The 16,848-nt window shown below is 68.9% G+C and carries 21 protein-coding genes and 1 pseudogene; 6 read left to right on the forward strand and 16 right to left on the reverse strand.

Features of this window, described 5'->3' with window-relative positions:
• From ABE485_RS16195 to ABE485_RS16270, 16 genes and pseudogenes are all read right to left on the reverse strand, one after another.
• A pseudogene (locus tag ABE485_RS16195) lies at positions 1-328 on the reverse strand (type III secretion system cytoplasmic ring protein SctQ); the annotation flags it as partial.
• A 16-nt stretch (positions 329-344) separates the two neighbouring features.
• Positions 345-908: a hypothetical protein gene (locus ABE485_RS16200; protein WP_346516287.1), complete on the reverse strand. Its 564-nt coding sequence runs from the start codon at positions 906-908 to the stop codon at positions 345-347.
• The gene (locus tag ABE485_RS16205) at positions 905-1,411 is read right to left on the reverse strand and encodes a type III secretion protein (protein ID WP_346516288.1); all 507 of its coding nucleotides are present in this window, start codon (positions 1,409-1,411) and stop codon (positions 905-907) included. The genes ABE485_RS16200 and ABE485_RS16205 overlap by 4 nt, the downstream gene beginning before the upstream one ends.
• Entirely contained in the window at positions 1,411-2,739 is a 1,329-nt protein-coding gene (sctN, locus tag ABE485_RS16210) for a type III secretion system ATPase SctN (RefSeq protein WP_346516289.1), read from the reverse strand. Before sctN ends, ABE485_RS16205 begins: the two co-directional genes overlap by 1 nt.
• A 2-nt stretch (positions 2,740-2,741) precedes the next feature.
• Complete coding sequence (locus tag ABE485_RS16215; protein ID WP_346516290.1) at positions 2,742-3,380, reverse strand: HrpE/YscL family type III secretion apparatus protein; 639 nt, start codon at positions 3,378-3,380, stop codon at positions 2,742-2,744.
• Positions 3,350-3,994: a SctK family type III secretion system sorting platform protein gene (locus ABE485_RS16220; protein WP_346516291.1), complete on the reverse strand. Its 645-nt coding sequence runs from the start codon at positions 3,992-3,994 to the stop codon at positions 3,350-3,352. The genes ABE485_RS16215 and ABE485_RS16220 overlap by 31 nt, the downstream gene beginning before the upstream one ends.
• Positions 3,991-4,842, reverse strand: coding sequence for a type III secretion system inner membrane ring lipoprotein SctJ (gene sctJ, locus ABE485_RS16225; protein ID WP_346516292.1), 852 nt, complete (start codon positions 4,840-4,842; stop codon positions 3,991-3,993). Before sctJ ends, ABE485_RS16220 begins: the two co-directional genes overlap by 4 nt.
• Complete coding sequence (gene sctI / locus ABE485_RS16230) at positions 4,842-5,273, reverse strand: type III secretion system inner rod subunit SctI (RefSeq protein WP_346516293.1); 432 nt, start codon at positions 5,271-5,273, stop codon at positions 4,842-4,844. The genes sctJ and sctI overlap by 1 nt, the downstream gene beginning before the upstream one ends.
• Positions 5,274-5,321: 48 nt before the next feature.
• Entirely contained in the window at positions 5,322-5,762 is a 441-nt protein-coding gene (locus tag ABE485_RS16235; protein WP_346516294.1) for a tetratricopeptide repeat protein, read from the reverse strand.
• Positions 5,763-5,765: 3 nt separating this feature from the next.
• On the reverse strand, positions 5,766-6,227 hold the full coding sequence (locus tag ABE485_RS16240) for a tetratricopeptide repeat protein (protein WP_346516295.1): 462 nt from the start codon (positions 6,225-6,227) through the stop codon (positions 5,766-5,768).
• A 39-nt stretch (positions 6,228-6,266) separates the two neighbouring features.
• The gene (gene sctE / locus ABE485_RS16245) at positions 6,267-7,493 is read right to left on the reverse strand and encodes a type III secretion system translocon subunit SctE (RefSeq protein ID WP_346516296.1); all 1,227 of its coding nucleotides are present in this window, start codon (positions 7,491-7,493) and stop codon (positions 6,267-6,269) included.
• 26 nt (positions 7,494-7,519) lie between these two features.
• Positions 7,520-8,398 carry a type III secretion system translocon subunit SctB gene (sctB, locus tag ABE485_RS16250; RefSeq protein ID WP_346516297.1) on the reverse strand — a complete coding sequence of 293 codons (879 nt, stop codon included), beginning with the start codon at positions 8,396-8,398 and terminating at the stop codon, positions 7,520-7,522.
• 50 nt (positions 8,399-8,448) lie between these two features.
• Entirely contained in the window at positions 8,449-8,961 is a 513-nt protein-coding gene (locus ABE485_RS16255; protein WP_346516298.1) for a SycD/LcrH family type III secretion system chaperone, read from the reverse strand.
• A gap of 34 nt (positions 8,962-8,995) precedes the next feature.
• Complete coding sequence (locus tag ABE485_RS16260; RefSeq protein WP_346516300.1) at positions 8,996-9,292, reverse strand: hypothetical protein; 297 nt, start codon at positions 9,290-9,292, stop codon at positions 8,996-8,998.
• A gap of 34 nt (positions 9,293-9,326) precedes the next feature.
• Positions 9,327-9,926: a hypothetical protein gene (locus ABE485_RS16265; protein WP_346516301.1), complete on the reverse strand. Its 600-nt coding sequence runs from the start codon at positions 9,924-9,926 to the stop codon at positions 9,327-9,329.
• Positions 9,927-10,099: 173 nt separating this feature from the next.
• On the reverse strand, positions 10,100-10,822 hold the full coding sequence (locus ABE485_RS16270; RefSeq protein WP_346516302.1) for a hypothetical protein: 723 nt from the start codon (positions 10,820-10,822) through the stop codon (positions 10,100-10,102).
• Positions 10,823-11,053: 231 nt separating this feature from the next.
• On the opposite strand from ABE485_RS16270, the gene sctW reads away from it, so the two are divergent.
• The 6 genes from sctW to sctD are packed head-to-tail and all read left to right on the forward strand — an operon-like array spanning position 11,054 to position 16,811.
• Positions 11,054-12,154, forward strand: a complete 1,101-nt coding sequence (gene sctW / locus ABE485_RS16275; RefSeq protein ID WP_346516303.1) for a type III secretion system gatekeeper subunit SctW — start codon at positions 11,054-11,056, stop codon at positions 12,152-12,154.
• The gene (locus tag ABE485_RS16280) at positions 12,151-12,531 is read left to right on the forward strand and encodes a hypothetical protein (RefSeq protein WP_346516304.1); all 381 of its coding nucleotides are present in this window, start codon (positions 12,151-12,153) and stop codon (positions 12,529-12,531) included. The genes sctW and ABE485_RS16280 overlap by 4 nt, the downstream gene beginning before the upstream one ends.
• A gap of 22 nt (positions 12,532-12,553) precedes the next feature.
• Positions 12,554-12,961 (forward strand): hypothetical protein, encoded by a 408-nt coding sequence (locus ABE485_RS16285; RefSeq protein ID WP_346516305.1) that lies wholly within the window; start codon positions 12,554-12,556, stop codon positions 12,959-12,961.
• A 7-nt stretch (positions 12,962-12,968) separates the two neighbouring features.
• On the forward strand, positions 12,969-13,328 hold the full coding sequence (locus tag ABE485_RS16290) for a hypothetical protein (RefSeq protein WP_346516306.1): 360 nt from the start codon (positions 12,969-12,971) through the stop codon (positions 13,326-13,328).
• An 8-nt stretch (positions 13,329-13,336) separates the two neighbouring features.
• Positions 13,337-15,430: a type III secretion system export apparatus subunit SctV gene (gene sctV, locus ABE485_RS16295; protein ID WP_346516307.1), complete on the forward strand. Its 2,094-nt coding sequence runs from the start codon at positions 13,337-13,339 to the stop codon at positions 15,428-15,430.
• A gap of 25 nt (positions 15,431-15,455) precedes the next feature.
• A complete protein-coding gene (gene sctD / locus ABE485_RS16300) occupies positions 15,456-16,811 on the forward strand; it encodes a type III secretion system inner membrane ring subunit SctD (RefSeq protein WP_346516308.1) in 1,356 nt (451 codons plus the stop codon).
• The last annotated feature ends 37 nt before the right edge of the window (positions 16,812-16,848 follow it).

Raw genomic sequence — 16,848 nt, forward strand, 5'->3', positions numbered from 1 at the left:
GCGCGGGCGGCGGCGCCGCGCCGTCCAGTTCCGGATACCGGGCGGCAAGCCAGGCCTGCGCGGCCGATGGCGGCAGCCCGACCCGCAGGCGGGCGCCAGCCCACTCCAGGTCGGCGGACAGGGTGGCGGACTGGCGGATGGCATCGGGCACGCCTGGCGTGAGGCCCAGGCGCCACGCGGCCGGTTCGGCGTCCGCACCTTCCGGCGGGGGCAACACAACATGCAGGTCGGCGCCGTGGTGCGCGATCAGCGAACGCGCGCGCGCCTCATTGCCGCTAAGGCGCGGCAGCGGAAAGGAAGACAGGGAAATATGCGTACTGGCGGTCATGGGGAATCAGGGAAAGTCAGCGGCCGGGCGGCTGCGCGTCGGTCTCGGCCAGACGGGGGTCTTCCGGGTCGTCCGTGGCCACGCGCACGCGCGTCGGCCGGTCCAGGCTGGCGGCCATCTGCGCCGCCAGATCGGGCGCCATGGCGCAGAGCCGTTCGCGCGACCCTTCATGGGCGCAGACGAAATCCGCGACCAGGCGGCCTTCGTCCTCGTAGACGGACACGCTGACGCCCGGCAGCACGTCGTCCTTCAGTTCGATCCGGACCTGGCGTCGGCCCTGGCTGCCGTCGGCCACCAGCAACTGTCCGGCCGTGTCGCTCAAGGCCTGGGCCAAGGCTGCGGACTGGCCCTCGGCGCCCGCCGCGGCCACGGGAGCGCCGGCGCCGAACAGCGCAAACGGCGACGAGGCGGCCGGCGGCGCGGGTGGCGCGTCGGCCTCGCCCTGCGACATGGCCTGCTCGAACGCCTGGCGGTCGGCGTCGCTCGCCTGCCGTCCGGCGGCCTGGCCGTCGGAGTTCGCCGCATTCCACGATCCCTGCGAGATGGCCGTTTCCAGGCCGATGCGTCGGTCGATGCTCATGCCGGTTCGAACTCCTCGTGCTGCTCCCAGTCCTCGCGATCGCGCGAGATCGACGCGGCCTCTTCCATTTCCAGGTCTTCCTTCTGTTCCAGCGCCTTCAGGTGCTCGTCCAGGTGGATGCGCGCCAGTTCCACGAACTTGCCCGTGTGGCGCACGGCCTGCTGATGATGCTGACGGCTGGCGGCCAGCGCCTGGCTTTCCGCTTCCAGCTGGCGCTCAGCGGCTTCCAGCGCCTGCTCGCGCTGGCGCTCGCCTTCGCGCAGGCCGGCCACGCCCTGCAGCACGTCCTCGATTTCGCGCACGCGCACGACCCGGCTGCACAGGTCGCCATACATGGCGCGCTCGCGGCGCTCGGCCTCGTCGCGGTAGGCCTCCAGTGCGGTTTCGGAACCGCGCCGGGCGGCATCCGCCTCGGCATGGCGCAGGCGCTGCCGCGACACCGCGATCTCCGCCTGCCCTTCGCGGAAGCGCTTGATGGCCAGCAGTTCGTCGAAGACGCTCATCAGGCCCCCACGATCTCGGTCATGCGCGCCAGGGCCTCGGACAAGGCCGCGCGCTCGTCCGTGCGCTGCTTCAGGAAGGTGTTGATCGCGCCGATCTTGTCGATGGCCTCGTCGGTGACGGCGTCGCCGCCCCGCTTGTATTCGCCGATCTTCACCAGCAGCTCCACCTCCTGGTACTTGGCCATCAGCTCGCGCAGCCGTCCCGCCGCCCGCTTGTGCTCGGGGGTGATGACGGCGTTCATCACGCGGCTGGCGGAGGCCAGCACGTCGATGGCCGGATAGTGGTTGGCCGCCCCCAGCTTGCGCGACAGCACGATGTGGCCGTCCAGGATGGAACGGGTCTCGTCGGCGATGGGTTCGGTCATGTCGTCGCCTTCGACCAGCACGGTGTACAGCGCCGTGATCGACCCGTGCTCATTCATGCCGGCGCGCTCCATCAGCTTGGGCAGCGTCGCGAACACCGAGGGCGGGTAGCCCCGGCGCGTCGGCGGCTCGCCCGCCGCCAGGCCGATTTCGCGCTGGGCGCGCGCAAAGCGCGTCACCGAGTCCATCAGGAACAGCACGCGCTTGCCCTGGTCGCGGAAGTATTCGGCGATGGCGGTGGCCACGTACGCGGCCTTGGCCCGCTCCATCGACGACTTGTCGCTGGTGGCGCAGACGATCACGCTCTTGCGCCGGCCTTCCCGGCCCAGCTCGTGCTCCAGGAATTCGCGCACCTCGCGCCCGCGTTCGCCGATCAGCGCCACCACGGTCACGTCCACGTCGGCGCCCTTGACCAGCATGCCCATCAGGGTGGACTTGCCGCCGCCGGCGGCCGCGAAGATGCCCATGCGCTGGCCCTCGCCACACGTCAGCACGCCGTCCAGCGCGCGCACGCCCAATTCAAGCGGCTGCGAGATGATGCGGCGCTTCAGGGGATCGGGCGCCTCGGCGAACACCGGGTAGAACTTGCTGGCCTCGAGCGGGCCGAGTTCTGCCTCGTCCAGCGGACGCCCCAGTCCGTCCAGCACCCGGCCCAGCAGGCCCGGGCCGACCGGCACCATGTGCGCGCGGCCGGTCGGAATGACTTCGGTCGCCGTCGAGATCCCGTACATGTCGCCGATGGGCGTGAGCAGCGCCGCGTCGCGCGCAAAACCCACCACTTCGCCCTTCATCTCGAAGTTCTCGCCAGGGTTGCGCAGGATGCAGACTTCGCCCACCTTCACGGTCGGGACCACGGCCTTGATGATGGTGCCGATCACCTGCGTGACCCGGCCCTTGATGCGCAGCGTCGGCGTGTCCTGCAGCGCCAGGCCCATCATTTCGGCGATGTAGTCGAACTGGCGCATCGCTAGACCCGGCTGCCCAGCGTGCGCTGGAAGGCTTGGCGCAGCGCCTGGATCTGGCCTTCCAGGCTGGCCTCGACCATGCCGATCTCGCTTTCCAGGATGCAGGCGCCGCGCGCCAGCCGGCCGTCCGCCAGGATGTCCAGGTAGCCCACGCCGGGATAGGCGGCCAGCAGGTCGTTGATCTGTTCGCGCACCGTATCGACTTCCGCGGGATTGAGCCGCAGCGTCATCTGCTTCTGGTTGCGCACCACGGCCAGCGCGTTGCGCACCACCACCATGACCTTCTCGCGGTCGTCGAAGCCGTCGACGACCTTGCGCACCGCGGCCATCACCAGTTCGACCATTTCGTTTTCGACGCCGGCGAAGTATTCGACCGTGCGGCCCACGGTCTCGATCATCTTCTCGGCCTGGTCCAGCAGGGCCGACTCGCGGCCCTCTTCGTAGCCGCGGCGGCTTTCGGCGTCGAACGCGGCCTGCGCGCCGCCGACGATCGCGTCGGCCTGCTCGCGCGCCTGCGCCAGCAGCGCTTGCGCGTCGGCCCAGGCGGACTGGTCCGCGGCGCGCAGCACGCGCGCGCCGGGATCGGTCCGTCCCGCCAGCGCGCGAGGCGTCAGCGGAGCGCGGGGAATGAGGAATGCCATAGGGGATCCGTGTTCTTCAGTATCGACAGCCCGAGCGACAGCGCGTCAAAGGCAGGCAGGGGAGCATCCTGGGCTGGCTGCTCCGGCAGTTTCAGTTCGGCGCGCAGGGACAGCTCTGAACCGCCCGAGCTCAGCGCGGCGCGCAGGGCGGCCAGGCCCAGCGTATCGACGGCGGCCGCCGCCTGCTCGACCGGCCACGCCGCGCTTTCCGCGATGCCGGCGTGCAGCGCACCCGCGGTGCGGCGCGTGAAGTCCATCAGCTCCGCGCCCAGGCTGCCGATCAACAGGCGGACCTCGTCGCCCGCGATGGCGCGGCGCAGGCGCGGACCGCACAGCGTCGCGCCCATGCGCCGCGCGCACTGCGCCAGCGCGTCGGGGGGCAGCAGCGCCAGCGCGAGTTCCGGGCGGTTGGGGTCGGTCACGGGGCGCTCCTGCAGGCCCAGCGCGCACAGGATCTCGCGCGACCAGTGGCGGTGCCAGGACGACGCCAGCGCATCAGGCACGACCGGCGCCGGGGCCGCGAACGCGGCGTGGCGGCTGGGATGCAGGGTGCGGCTGGGCAGCAGGTTGAAGGCAACCAGCCGGCGATCCAGCGCACGGGCCGCCAGCGTCATGATGGGCGCGCCTCGGCGACCGGCTCGCGGCGCTGCGGCGCCGCGGCGGCGGGCCGGCCGTAGCGCCAGAGCAGCCAGCCGATCGCGGCGGCCAGCGCCCGCACCAGCAGCGTCAGCGCGCCCAGCAGCACGGCCAGCGTGCCGGCCGAGCCGTCAGCGACTTCGATGCCCATCACCTGGCGCGTCGCATTGCCGGCCGCCGCGGACGCGGCCGCCGGCTGCGCGGACACCAGCGCGATCGACACGCGGTCTTCGGTCAGGCCGGGAATGGCGTGCGTCACCAGCTTGCGGATCTGCGGCTGCAGGGCGTCCAGGTTGTAGCCCGTCTGGTGCTTGATGAAGACGGCGGCGGTGGACGGCGTGGTGGTTTCGCCCACGCCGCCGCGTTCCGGCAGCACCACGTGCACCCGGGCGGCCAGCACGCCGTCCATCTGCGACAGCGTGTTGGTCAGCTCCTGCGACAGCGCATAGATATAGCGGGCGCGCTCTTCCATCGGCGAGGACACCAGGCCTTCCTTGCGGAATATCTGCCCCATGCCGTCGAAACGCTCGCGCGGCAGGCCGCGCGCCCGCAGGATGTCGAGCGCGCGCGCCACCTGCTGGCCGTCGACGGACACCGCCACGCCCGTCTTGGTCGTGGCCTTCTGCGCCGAAATGCCGGCGTCCAGCAGCACCGACAGGACCTCGTTGGCCTCGCTCTCGTTGGCGGCGGAGAACAGCTCGACGCGCGAGCCGCAGGCCGCCAGCGCCAGCAGCAGGACCAGCAGCAGATAACGCAGGCGCCCCAGCGGCGCGAACGCGGCGCCGCGCGGCGCCGCGCCGGAAGAAAAGCTTGCAACGTATGGCATTACGACATCCTGACTAGCGAATCGATGTTCTGCGTGGTGCGCGACACGGCCTTGCTGACCATCTCGTAGTTCACCGACACCTGCAGCAGGTCGGCCTGCAGCCGCATCATGTCGGCCACCGTGGGCTGCGCGGCCATGGCGTCCAGCCGGCCCGAGATGCCTTGCCACTTCTCCGAGTATTCGGTGGTCGTGCTGCGCAGGCTCGAGAGGATCTGGTTGCCCAGCGTCTGCGGCGCCGCGTCCACGGGCGCGGCGAAGGCCGTCTGCAGCGCGGCCTGCAGCCCGGTCAACGCGGGCGTTTCGCCCCCCGGTTCGACGGCGGCGGGCGCGTTCATGACGGCGTTGAAGCGTTCGGTGGCAAGTTGCGCGGGCGCGGCGGCCGGCGCGTTCAGTATGGGCGGCAGGGCGGCCGAGAGCGCGGCGATTTCCATGTTCCCTAACTCCGGTTATCAGGTTGACGAGCGGAAGCGGCGCGCATGTCAGGCGCCCTCCCGCGGCAGGCCGAGCAGGCCGCGCGCAAGCTGGGCGCCATCGCCCTCGCCGCGCGCGACGGCCTCGAGCAGGCGCCGGCTTTCGCCGTTGCGGCCGGCCAGCTGCAGCGCGAATCCGCGCCAGGCGTCCAGCAGCGCCCGCTCGGCGGGGTCGGCGATGACGGCGGACTCCAGCAGCGCCACGGCCTCGGGCGCGCGCGCCGAATTCAGGCAGGCGACGGCCAGGCCGATCAGCGGATAGGCCGCCCCGGGACGCACGCGGCGCAGCGCCTTGAAGATGGTTTCGGCGCGGGCGGCGGCGCCCGCGCCCGCGGCCAGGAAGCCGACTTCGGTGAGCAGCCTGGCGTCGTCCGCCGCAAGCACAAAAGCCGTCTCCGGAGAGACGGCCTGGGCGGCGGCGGATGCCGGCCTGGCGGCGCTATCGTTCATGGTTCATGACGCGGCCTCGCGCGAAGAAAGTTGCAGGAGCGCCCCCGCGCGCAACCGCACATCGTCGGGCGTGCCCGGCGTGCACAGCAGCTCGAGCGTGCGACGCGCCTGGTCCGTCTGGCGCAGCGCCAGGTGGCACTCCGCCACGCGCAGGGCGGTGGGCAGGGAATCGGGATACAGGGTGAGCACCAGCGAATAGATATTGATGGCCTCGTCCGCCCGGCCCAGCATCTGCAGGCAGACGCCCAGGCCGACCAGGTAATGCTTGCGCGACGGCCCGTACTGCGCCAGGAAGGCGAACATGGGCAGCGCCTGGGCGTACTGCTCCTGCGCCACCTGGGCGTAGGCCAGCGCGTAGACCACCTCCAGCTGTTCGGGCGTCAGCCGGCGGCTGGAAGGCAGCGCTTCCATGCCCTGGTACAGCGCCTCGCCAAATTCACTGCGTTCAATTGCGGTATCGGCCATTTCCTGTCCTTGCTGCGTATGCGTTTGCGGGGCGCGCCATCAGACGGCCATGCGCTTGCCGATGTTCGCGGTGACCTGCGACATGCTGTCCGCCGTGCCGTTGATCATCTGCGTCACCATGCGCAAGCCCTCTTCCATCTGCTGGATCAATTTGGTGATTTCCTCGCGCGACTCTTCCATCCTGGCCTGGAGCTTGCGGGTAATGGCGTCCAGCTCTTTCTTGTCGGCCTGGATGTTTTCGGCCTCGTTCTGGGTCTTGGCCACGTCGATCTTGACGGCGCCCTGCGCGATCTGCGTCGCGCCCTGCGTGATCTGGCCCGCGGCGCCCACGATCCGGGCGGCCATGCTCACCGAGCTGGCGCCGGCCGTCACGGCGATCGTGACCACGCCCACGGCGATGGTCGCGGCCATGCCGAAGGCCATGGTGATCGCCATCGACGTCTTGGGATCCGCGCCGGCCAGTTCGGCGATGCCGCCGGCCATCCCGCCGATCAGGTTGGGTTCGATCAGCAGCATGGCGGGCGACGACAGGCCCACCAGGCCCGCGACCACCTTGCCGATGCGCTGGGCCGTTTCCTCGCTGACCCCGCAGGCCTGCAGGAATTTGCTGGCGATGGTCGTCATCAGGTTGCCCAGGCTGATCTCGGGGCCGCCGCATTCCTTCGACACCTGGTCCGCCAGCGCAATGGTCGACCCGATCAGCGCCATCACCGCCAGGGCCAGCAGCGGCGCGCCCGCGCCGCCCGAGGCCACGGTGCCGGCCGCCAGCACCGCGACGGCAATCGCCGAGAACACCAGCGCCGCGATCTTGCCGATCCAGCCGAAGATCTTGCCCAGCACGCCCTTGCGGTCGGCTTCCTCGCACTTCTTGACGTAGTCCTGGATCTTCTGGAGCTGCGCCTCGTTGTTCTTTTCAGTCTTCGTCCGCGCCACCAGCAGGCTTTCCTTGGCGCTGGCGATCTGGGTCTCGTCGGACTTGGACCGAATGCTGCGCAACAGGTCGATCATGTCGTTGGCCGAGAACGACTGCGCCGGCGGCGCCAGCGCGGGCGCCCCGTTGGCGTTGAACACGCCGTCGCCGCCGCTGCCGCCCGCGTCCTTGGCGCCAGGCAGCGAACCCGCCATGCCCACGAAGGCATCCAGCAGTTCACGGACCTTGGCCGCGCCCGCGGCGCCCTGGGACGCGACCGATTCCTGCAGTGCGTCGCCGCCGGACAGGGGCACGCCCGCGCCGATGGCGGGAGAGTTGGAAGATATTGCGCTCATGTCGGGATCCTTTACGGCGCGCCGGCTCAGATATTGCGGGCGATGCCGCGATTGGTTTCCATGCGGGACTGCTCGATCGCCCCAAGCTTGTCGCGCACGTCGCGGATCACGTCCATCATCTGCTGCGCCAGCTCCGTCGCCTGCTGCGTGCCGGACTCATGCACCTTGGCCTGCGCTTCCAGTTCGGCCTTCTTGGCGTCGTGCTCGGCCGCCTTGCGTTCCTGGCTGGCATTGACCATGGAGCCGATGCCGCCGGCGATGCCCGACAGGCCGCCGCCCATGTCCGACTGCTTCTTGGCCTGCGACTCGGCGAACTGGCCCCCGGCGGTCAGCGTCTGGCCCTGCTTGAGGCCCGCGCCCACCTGCGCCAGGCCGCCCGCGATCTGGAAGGCCCCGGCCACCATGGCGCCCACCATGCGATCCTGCGCGGCGTTGCGGATTTCCTGGGCGGCGCTCTTCAGGACGTTGATCTGCGCGTTCATTTCGCTTTGGCGGACTTCTCGCGCCGAGGTGCGCATTTCCTGCGCCAGCTTCTGGAACAGCGCCATGAAGGCGTAGATGTCCGTCTGCACGTCCTGTTCGCTCAGCCCGGTGAGCTTGGCCAGCGTGCCCGAAACGTCGGCGCCGAGCTTGCCCTCGGGCTCCTGCAGATGGCGCACGCCGCCCACCACGTCCTGCATCTGCTTTTCGATCGCGGCCGTCAACTGCGACAACGAGGCCGGATCCATCTTGCCCGCGGCGTCCAGCGCCCCCATGAGCGTCTGCTTGAGCGCTTCGTTCTCGGCGGCGATCTGCTTCGCGTTGTCGGTGATGGTCTTGATGACATCGGGCGACGCCGGTTTGATCAGGTCGTCGATGTTCTGCATCGGGAAGGACCCGGCGCCGCCTGCGGGAATGCTCGTCATGGAATGGCTCCAGTATCTTGGTTCGGCGCCGCCCGGCGCCGGTATGGGGTTCAGGCCTGCGGCCCCGCCAGGGCGCCGCGCAGCACCTGCGCGCGCGCCGCCAGGGTGGCGTGCTGCGCCTCGCCTTCGCACATCGCGATGACCGCATCCAGCGCTTCCATGGCTTCGTCGGGCCGCCCCATTTCGACCAGGGATTCCGCGCTGTGGTACAGCGGCGCGGGGTCCAGGGGATTGGCGGCGATGGCCGGCAGGTACTGCCGCATGGCGTCCTCGTGGCGTCCCAGCATCCGGCTGGCCGCGGCCAGCGCCAGGCCGTAGCGCGGCTGGGTGTGGTCATAGGACACCAGCGCCGAAAACACCTTGAAGGCGTCGCTGTAGCGCTGCTGCTCGTACATCGAATAGCCCAGCGCGTACATCGCTTCCAGTTCGGCGGGCGTCAGGCCCAGCACGTCGCCCAGCTTGCCGCCCTCGCGGATATAGCTGGCCAGTCCGCCCGTGGCCTCTTCCATGGCCGCGGCCAGGTTCTCGGCCAGCGCGGCGTTTTCCTTGGCGTCCAGACTCATATCGCTCTCCTTGTTCCCCGGGGCGCCTGCGCGCTCAGACCATCGGGCGCATTTTCTTCATGCCGCCGGAAGGCGCGGCGGCGGCAAAGCTCTGCCGCGCCATTTCCTGCGCCACTTCGGCCTCGACGGCCTCCAGGTCCTGGCGGAACAGTTCCTCGGCCTCGGCCTTTTCCTTGGGGCCCAGGCCGGCGGCCGTCACCGCCTTGACCTTTTCCGGGTCCAGCCCCTGTTCGCGGTAGAACTCGTCGGACCGCTCCAGGGAACGGCGGGCGTTGTCCAGCACGCGCTCGGCTTCGGCGTGGATCTGTTCGGGGGTCATTTTCTGGCTCATGGTTTCGTCGCGATTCAGGGGTATGGGGAAAAAATCAACGCATGTTGCCGATGATGGAGGAGCGGCTGTCCTGCATCTTCTTCACGAAATTCGTCATCACATCGAAGGCTTCGTTGCGCTTGTTCGACATGCTCTGCAGGCGCTGCATGTCCATCTGCTGCGTGTTGGACAACGCGTCCACCTTGTTCTTGATGTCCTGGATGGCGGTATCGAGGCTGCCCTTGGTGACCTTGCTGATGCCCCCGTCGATCTGCAGCTTGTACTTGTCGGTGTTCAGGTCCATGCCAGCTTCTTCCATGGCCTTGAACATCGCGTCGCGCATCTGGTTGTAGCGGTTGTCGTTTTCCGTGCCGGCCTTGTTCCAGTCGGGAATGTCGCCGTCCTTCATCTGCGTGTTGCCGTCCTTGCCGGACTTGAACAGCCCCACCAGGGCATTCAGGCTGTTCATGGCCTCGTTCAGCTTGCCGATCTGCTTGTTGCGGGCCTGCACTTCATTGATCTGGGTCTGCAGCTGGGAGTCCAGCAGCTTGGTGCGCTCGGTCTGCACCAGCATCAATGCGGTCTCGATATCCATGCTGGACAGGTCGATCTGCCCGATGCCAGCCGCGCCGTTAGATCCGCTCACCGTGGTCATTGCTTATCTCCAAGAATTGGGTCGTTCGCCGCGATGTTGGTAATCGCGCCTGGGTCCGTGCCTGCCCGGCCCCGCATACCGTGTAAGTAACCGGCCCTTGCCGGGAGTTCCACGCCGGGCGGACTTTTTATCCGTCCCGGCCGCGGACGCCGGCAAGGCGCCGGACTGCCCGATCAACGCATGTTGCCGATGATGCTGGACCGGCTGTCCTGCATCTTCTTGATGAAGTTCGTCATCACGTCGAAGGCCTCGTTGCGTTTGCCGGTCATGCTCTGCAGCCGCATCATTTCCATCTGCTGGGTATTGCCCAGCGAATCGACCTGCTGCTTGGCCGCGTCGATGTCGCTTTTGTTGGTGTCGACCGTGGCGGCGTTCGCCTTGATCTTGGCTTCCAGTTCCGCCACCTTGCCGTCGATCTGGTTCACCCAGCCCTGCACCACCTTGCCCTTGGCGTCCATGGTGCCGTTGTTGTCCACGTCGCGGGGCGCGTCCGCGCCGGTCGGCACCGTCAGTCCGGAGTCCTGGACCTGTTTCAGGGTCGCGTGGGACAGCGCATGGTCGTCGCCCTGACCCCACGACAAGCCGTACCAGCCCTCGTCATTCGGGCACTTGCTGGCCGCCAGCCGCCCCTGCAGGTCCTTCAGTTCGGCGATCTGCGCCTGCATCTCGACATTGGATGCCTCCAGCTTCAGGTTGTCGGCCGACTTCGCGGACATCGACTCGTTCAGGCCGGCGATTTGCGCATTGCGCGCATTCACGGAATCAAGCTGCTGGCGCAGCGAGTCTTCCAGCAATTGGGTGCGTTGCGTCTGGACCGCCATGAGCGCGGTTTCCAGATCCATGCTGGACAGGTCCAGGCCCGACACCCCGCCCACGCCTACTCCCGATACCGACATCGCCTTCTCCTTGAATTGATTGCGCGTTCAACGCGGCAGGCGCCACGTCATTAAGGGTTAACCCTTTATCCACCTTCATTGCCGGCGGCGACGCTGACGTCGGCCGCCTCCACCCCGTGTTCGTAACGCCTGCCCCGCCTTGGTTCCACCCGACATCGATGGAACTTATTCCGCCCGCCCGTTACTACCACCTGACTATGTGCGGCCTGTACCTGCCGCTCCACGCGCCTTATGAACCGTATCGAAGCTGGACTGCCCTCTTCCGCCTTTTCCTCGACGACCTCGCACGCCGACGTTCAGCACGGCCAGCAGCAGGTCGGCACGATGCTGGGCCAGGCCGCCGTCGCCGTGGAGGGCGAGTTCTCGCTGGCGGATTCCGCGGAAGAACTCAGCCTGCACATGGCTGAAAAAACCGAGGACAAGCACCACTCCGAACGCAAGATGCGGGGCGACACGCCCCTGCAGCTGCTGGGCATGGAAGCCATCGTGGCGTTCCTGGCCGAAACCCACGATGCGGACGCCCAGGAAAAGCTGGTCGAGCTGGCGCGCTTCCTGCTCGGCGGCAAGGGCGATCCGCGCCAGGCCGCCGGCAAGGCGTTCGGCGACGTCACCCAGCAGTACCTGGGACTGCAGTACGCACTGCAAAAGGGCCAGCGCGAAGGCGCGGCCGAGGATGTGCTGGAAGGCCTGCGCGAAGCGCTGGCCGACCTGGAACTGGAAAGCGGCCCGCAGATTCGCGCGGGCCTGAACACCGTGGGCGCCGCCGGCGCCTATGCGCAGGACAGCCAGGGCGTCGCGGACTTCCAACGCACCTACCGCGACGTGGTGCTGGGCGAATCGTCGCTGGCCAAGACGCTGGCGCTGGCGCTGGAACGCTTCGGCGGCAAGGACGTCGGCCGCGGCCTGCAGCAGCTGATCTCGGCGCTGGGCCAGGATCTGGCCGCCGCCCGCCCGTCGATCAGCCCCGACCGCCTGCAATCCCTGGTGCAGGACCTGTACCAGCTGGGCACCGCCGTCACCGTGCTGGACGGATGCGCGGAGCTGGCCGCCAAGTTGAAACGGGACCACGGCGCGGGGCTCAATACCGAACGCCTGATGCAGGACCTGATCAACGTCAGCAACGAAAAATGGGTGGCCGAAGCCCGCTTCTCGGGCCTGGCCGGCTCGCATGGCGTCGCCACGGTCGAAGGCCGCATCGCCTTCCTGGGCGGCGTGCGCGCCGTGCTCAAGGACCTGCCCGTTCAGGTCTACGCCGACGCGGACACCCGGCAATCGGTCCTGAACGCCGCGCAACAGGCCCTGGATGCGGCCATCGACGAGGAATACGAATGAACAGCGTGGATCGCGCCCTGAGCGACTTCGGCGCAGGCATCGGCATGCCCGGGCTGGCGCTGGGCGCCGGCGGCAATACCGCCCTGCAACTGGAATCCGGCCGCCGGGTCGTCTTCGAACCGGCCGGCGAGGAAGTGCTGGTCTACGTGTCGGAGCCCGTGCCCTATGACGCGCCCGACCGCCTGCACAAAGCCTGGCGGCGCGCGCACTACTCGCGCCTGGACGGCTGGCCGGTGCAGGCCGCGCTGCGCGACCAGGACGGCCTGCCGCGCCTGCTGGCCGTGACGCGGATGGCCGCCGCCGACGCCAGCGCCGACAAGCTCGCGCAGGCCGTCGATTACCTGTCCCGCTGGCTGGACGCCGCGCGCGACGACTGACCCAGGGACACGGAGAACCATCATGTCCGACATGCGCATCAACGGCCTGGCCTTCGACCGGGGCATCGACAGCATTTCCTACGCGGGCCGCGAAACCGGTAGCCAGCAACTGCCGGAACGCCATGAACTCACGCCGCCCGCCGACGGCGTGCGCGCCCAGCTGGCGCAGCTGCTGGACAAGCCCAACACGGCCCGCTACCTGGACGAACACCTGCGGCCAACCCTGGAGAACCGCGACCTGCTCATGCCCGGCAAGTTCCAGCACGCCCTGCAATCGGCGCTGGACGGCCTGTCGGCGGCGGCCGAGCAGATGCAGCACCAAAACGAAGACGCGACGCGCACGCTCAACCGCGCGCTGCGGCTGCTGAAGGACGAAGCCGGCCTGCGCGATCTGGTCACCATGTACCGCAGCGCGCTGTACCAAGGATGAACACCGCATGGCGCTGACCCACGAGGCGCGCGAGCTGCTCAGCCTGCTCGCCTATGTCTACCTTGAAAACAACCGGCCCGAGAAAACGGCCGTGCTGCTGAACGCCTTGCGCGCCCTGGGCCAGGCCCAGCCGCGCCAGCTGGCCGCGCTGGCGCTGGCGCAATTGCGCGCCGGCAAGCCCGAGAGCGCGCTGTCGACCCTGGACGGCCTGGCCATGCAGGGCGGCGTCGACGCGCCCTTTCACCTCATCCGCGCCCAGACGCTGCTGGCCCTGGAGCGGCGGGACGAGGCCGCCGCGGCCATGCGCGCCTACGTCGCGCTGCGTCCGGCCGCCACCGCCCAGCCCACCGAGACCGAATCCTCTTGAGCCGCACCATGCAAGCCCTCAACCGCGCCGTCGCCGCCGCCACCAGCCGCAACGATATCGTCCTGGCGATCCTGATCGTCTCGATCATCTTCATGATGATCCTGCCGCTGCCGACCACCCTGGTCGACGTGCTGATCGGCGCCAACATGACGCTGTCGGCCATCCTGCTGATGGTCGCCATGTACCTGCCGTCGCCGCTGGCGTTCTCGTCGTTTCCGTCGGTGCTGCTGGTCACCACGCTGTTCCGCCTGGGCATCTCCATCGCCACCACCCGCCTGATCCTGCTGCAGGGCGACGCGGGCCACATCATCGAGACCTTCGGCAATTTCGTGGTGGGCGGCAACCTGCTCGTGGGCCTGGTGGTCTTCCTGATCCTGACCATCGTGCAGTTCGTGGTGATCACCAAGGGCGCCGAGCGCGTGGCGGAAGTGGCCGCGCGCTTTTCGCTGGACGCCATGCCGGGCAAGCAGATGTCGATCGACGCCGACCTGCGCGCCGGCACCATCGACATGGACGAAGCGCGCAAGCGCCGCTCGGTCGTGGAAAAGGAAAGCCAGCTCTATGGCGCCATGGACGGCGCCATGAAGTTCGTCAAGGGCGACGCCATCGCCGGGCTGATCATCGTCGCGGTCAACCTGCTGGGCGGCATCCTCATCGGCACCATGCAGCGCGGGCTGTCCGCGGGCGAAGCAGTGCAGGTCTATTCCATCCTGACCATCGGCGACGGCCTGATCGCGCAGATCCCGGCGCTGTTCATCGCCATCTGCGCCGGCATCATCGTGACGCGCGTGCAGACGGGCGACGGCCCGTCGAACGTCGGCAAGGACATCGGCGCGCAGGTCCTGGCGCAGCCGCGCGCCCTGCTGATCGCGGCCGCCATCGCGGTGGGCATGGGGCTGATTCCCGGCATGCCCACCCTGACCTTCCTGGCGCTGGCCGCCGTGGTGGGCACCATCGGCTTCGTGCTGCTGCGCGGCACGCGCAAGGTGGTGGACGAAAAGACGGGAGAGATCACCGAAATCCCCGCGCTGGCGGCGGATGGGCAGAAGCCGGCGGCCAAGCCCCGCAGCGACGGCAGCGCGGAGTTCGCGCCCACCCTGCCCCTGATGATCGACGTGGCCGCCCACCTTCAGCGCAGCTTCGACGCCGACGAACTGAACGACGAACTGCTCAAGATCCGCCGCGCGCTGTACTTCGACCTGGGCGTGCCGTTCCCCGGCATCCAGCTGCGGTTCAACGACGCGCTGCCGCAGGACACCTACAACATCCTGCTGTCCGAGGTGCCCGTGTCGCAGGGCAAGCTGCGCCCTGGCGCGGTGCTGGTGCGCGACACCGAGCAGAACCTGCAGGCGCTGCAGGTGCCCTACGAAACCGACAAGCGCTTCCTGCCCAACATCCCCACCATCTGGGTGTCCGCCGACCTGGCGCCCACGCTGACCGCGGCCGGGATCCCGTTCCTCGATCCGCACCAGGTGCTGACCTGGCACCTGGCCTTCGTGCTGAAGAAATATTCCTCCGACTTCATCGGCATCCAGGAAACCCGATTCCTGCTCACCGCCATGGAAGACCGCTTCCCCGACCTGGTCAAGGAAGCGCTGCGGGTGATGCCGGTGCAGAAGATCGCCGAGATCATGCAGCGCCTGGTGTCGGAGGACATCTCCGTCCGGAACCTGCGGGCGGTGCTGGAAGCGCTGATCGAATGGGGCCAGAAGGAAAAAGACACGGTGCTCCTCACCGAATACGTGCGGGTCTCGCTCAAGCGGCACATCAGCTACAAGTACTCGACCGGACAGAACATCCTGCCGGCCTACCTGCTGGCCCCGAACGTCGAGGAAACGGTGCGCGGCGCCATCCGCCAGACGTCGGCGGGCAGCTACCTGGCGCTGGATCCCAACGCCTCCAAGAAACTGGTCGACAACATCAAGCGCGCCACCGGCGACCTGAACGCCACCGCGCAAAAGCCGGTGCTGCTCACGTCCATGGACATCCGCCGCTACCTGCGCAAGATGATCGAGCAGGACCTGTACGAACTGCCCGTGCTGTCCTACCAGGAGCTCACGCAGGAGATCAACGTGCAGCCGCTGGCAAGGGTGGACCTGTGAACGCGCGCCGCCACGGAGGCTCCGCATGAGCGAAGCGCTGGAACTGCGCGTCCTGAGCGGCCTGCATCGCGACGCGCGCTGCCTGGTGGAAGACGGCTCGGTGCTGGGCGCCGACCCTGCCTGCGACATCGTGCTGGCCGACGACGGCATGGGCCCGCGCGCGGCTCGCGTGCGCCTCGGCCCGAACGGATGGGATGCCGTCGTCGACGGCAACGAGCCGGCCGGCGTGCCAGCCACGCCCTGGAACCGGCCCGCGCCGCTGGGCCCGGTCTGGATCACGGTGGCGCGGCGCGGCGATCCCTGGCCGCGGGTGCCCGACGCCGCCAGCGAGGCGCCGGTCGTGGAAGATGCGCCTGCGCCCGCAGCCGGCGACGTCCAGACCCCGCCGCACGCCGAACCGGCGCCCGCTGCCGAGGCCGCAGCCGACGAGGACCGCCAGCTCGAACGCCGCCTGCCCCTGCCGCCCGCGCCGGGCCGGCGCCGCAAGCGCGATTCCTGGCCGATGGCGCTGGGCCTGGGCGCGGTGGTGCTGACCATCATCGTGGCGATTTCGCTGGCGCTCATCCCGCCCTCCACCGCGAAGCGCGCCCCCACGCCCGATCCGCGGCTTGCAGCCGCCGAAAAATCGATGGGGCAGATATCCGCGGTATTCGAACGCATGGGGCTGGCGTCGCGCCTGCATGTCGCGATGTCGCGCGACGGCACGGTCACGGTGTCGGGCTGGGTGCGCAATGCGGCCGAGCAGGACGCCGTCGCGGCGTCGCTGTCGCAGATCTGGCCGATGCCCGCCATGCGCATCAGCAACGAGGACGACGCCGTGCGCACGGCGCGCGCCGCGCTGCGCGCCTTCAGCGTCAGATACGAACCGCGCTACCAGGGCGATGGCCGCCTGAACATCGCCGGCATCGCCAGCAGCGCGCGCGAGCGCGCCTCGGCCATGGATGCGCTGCGCGCGCAGCTTCCCGGCATGACGGTGCTGGGCAACGACATCGTGCTGACGCAGCAGGTGAGCGATACGTTCTCCAGCCAGATGGTGGACGCCGGGCTTTCCGGCGTCACCCTGGCCTGGAAGACGGACTATCTGGACATCGCCCCCGGCGCGCTGGACGACGACCAGCAGCAGCGCCTGCAGGAACTGGTCGACGACTTCAACAAGCAGTATTTCGGCGTGGCGCGGATCGCCGCCGCCAGCGCGGCCACGCCCTCAGACAGCGTACCGTTCGTCATCCGCAGCGTCGTGGGCGGACCCCAGCCCTTCATCGTCCTGGAAGACGGCAGCAAGCTGCTGGTCGGCGGCACCTACCGCAAGTACCGGCTGGTCGCCGTGGAGAACACCCGCATCATTTTCGAGGGACCGCGCAGCGCCATCGTGACGCGCTGAGCGCCCAGGCCCCATCGCCCCAACCCGACACCCGCCG

Source organism: Achromobacter spanius (assembly GCF_039673305.1).
GTDB classification, from domain to species: domain Bacteria; phylum Pseudomonadota; class Gammaproteobacteria; order Burkholderiales; family Burkholderiaceae_B; genus Achromobacter; species Achromobacter spanius_F.

Bases quoted from the DNA above. Each gene is read 5' to 3' on its own strand.
- ABE485_RS16200 (WP_346516287.1), bottom strand. From the start codon at position 908: ATGAGCATCGACCGACGCATCGGCCTGGAAACGGCCATCTCGCAGGGA.
- ABE485_RS16205 (WP_346516288.1), bottom strand. From the start codon at position 1,411: ATGAGCGTCTTCGACGAACTGCTGGCCATCAAGCGCTTCCGCGAAGGG.
- sctN (WP_346516289.1), bottom strand. From the start codon at position 2,739: ATGCGCCAGTTCGACTACATCGCCGAAATGATGGGCCTGGCGCTGCAG.
- ABE485_RS16215 (WP_346516290.1), bottom strand. From the start codon at position 3,380: ATGGCATTCCTCATTCCCCGCGCTCCGCTGACGCCTCGCGCGCTGGCG.
- ABE485_RS16220 (WP_346516291.1), bottom strand. From the start codon at position 3,994: ATGACGCTGGCGGCCCGTGCGCTGGATCGCCGGCTGGTTGCCTTCAAC.
- sctJ (WP_346516292.1), bottom strand. From the start codon at position 4,842: ATGCCATACGTTGCAAGCTTTTCTTCCGGCGCGGCGCCGCGCGGCGCC.
- sctI (WP_346516293.1), bottom strand. From the start codon at position 5,273: ATGGAAATCGCCGCGCTCTCGGCCGCCCTGCCGCCCATACTGAACGCG.
- ABE485_RS16235 (WP_346516294.1), bottom strand. From the start codon at position 5,762: ATGAACGATAGCGCCGCCAGGCCGGCATCCGCCGCCGCCCAGGCCGTC.
- ABE485_RS16240 (WP_346516295.1), bottom strand. From the start codon at position 6,227: ATGGCCGATACCGCAATTGAACGCAGTGAATTTGGCGAGGCGCTGTAC.
- sctE (WP_346516296.1), bottom strand. From the start codon at position 7,493: ATGAGCGCAATATCTTCCAACTCTCCCGCCATCGGCGCGGGCGTGCCC.
- sctB (WP_346516297.1), bottom strand. From the start codon at position 8,398: ATGACGAGCATTCCCGCAGGCGGCGCCGGGTCCTTCCCGATGCAGAAC.
- ABE485_RS16255 (WP_346516298.1), bottom strand. From the start codon at position 8,961: ATGAGTCTGGACGCCAAGGAAAACGCCGCGCTGGCCGAGAACCTGGCC.
- ABE485_RS16260 (WP_346516300.1), bottom strand. From the start codon at position 9,292: ATGAGCCAGAAAATGACCCCCGAACAGATCCACGCCGAAGCCGAGCGC.
- ABE485_RS16265 (WP_346516301.1), bottom strand. From the start codon at position 9,926: ATGACCACGGTGAGCGGATCTAACGGCGCGGCTGGCATCGGGCAGATC.
- ABE485_RS16270 (WP_346516302.1), bottom strand. From the start codon at position 10,822: ATGTCGGTATCGGGAGTAGGCGTGGGCGGGGTGTCGGGCCTGGACCTG.
- sctW (WP_346516303.1), top strand. From the start codon at position 11,054: ATGAACCGTATCGAAGCTGGACTGCCCTCTTCCGCCTTTTCCTCGACG.
- ABE485_RS16280 (WP_346516304.1), top strand. From the start codon at position 12,151: ATGAACAGCGTGGATCGCGCCCTGAGCGACTTCGGCGCAGGCATCGGC.
- ABE485_RS16285 (WP_346516305.1), top strand. From the start codon at position 12,554: ATGTCCGACATGCGCATCAACGGCCTGGCCTTCGACCGGGGCATCGAC.
- ABE485_RS16290 (WP_346516306.1), top strand. From the start codon at position 12,969: ATGGCGCTGACCCACGAGGCGCGCGAGCTGCTCAGCCTGCTCGCCTAT.
- sctV (WP_346516307.1), top strand. From the start codon at position 13,337: ATGCAAGCCCTCAACCGCGCCGTCGCCGCCGCCACCAGCCGCAACGAT.
- sctD (WP_346516308.1), top strand. From the start codon at position 15,456: ATGAGCGAAGCGCTGGAACTGCGCGTCCTGAGCGGCCTGCATCGCGAC.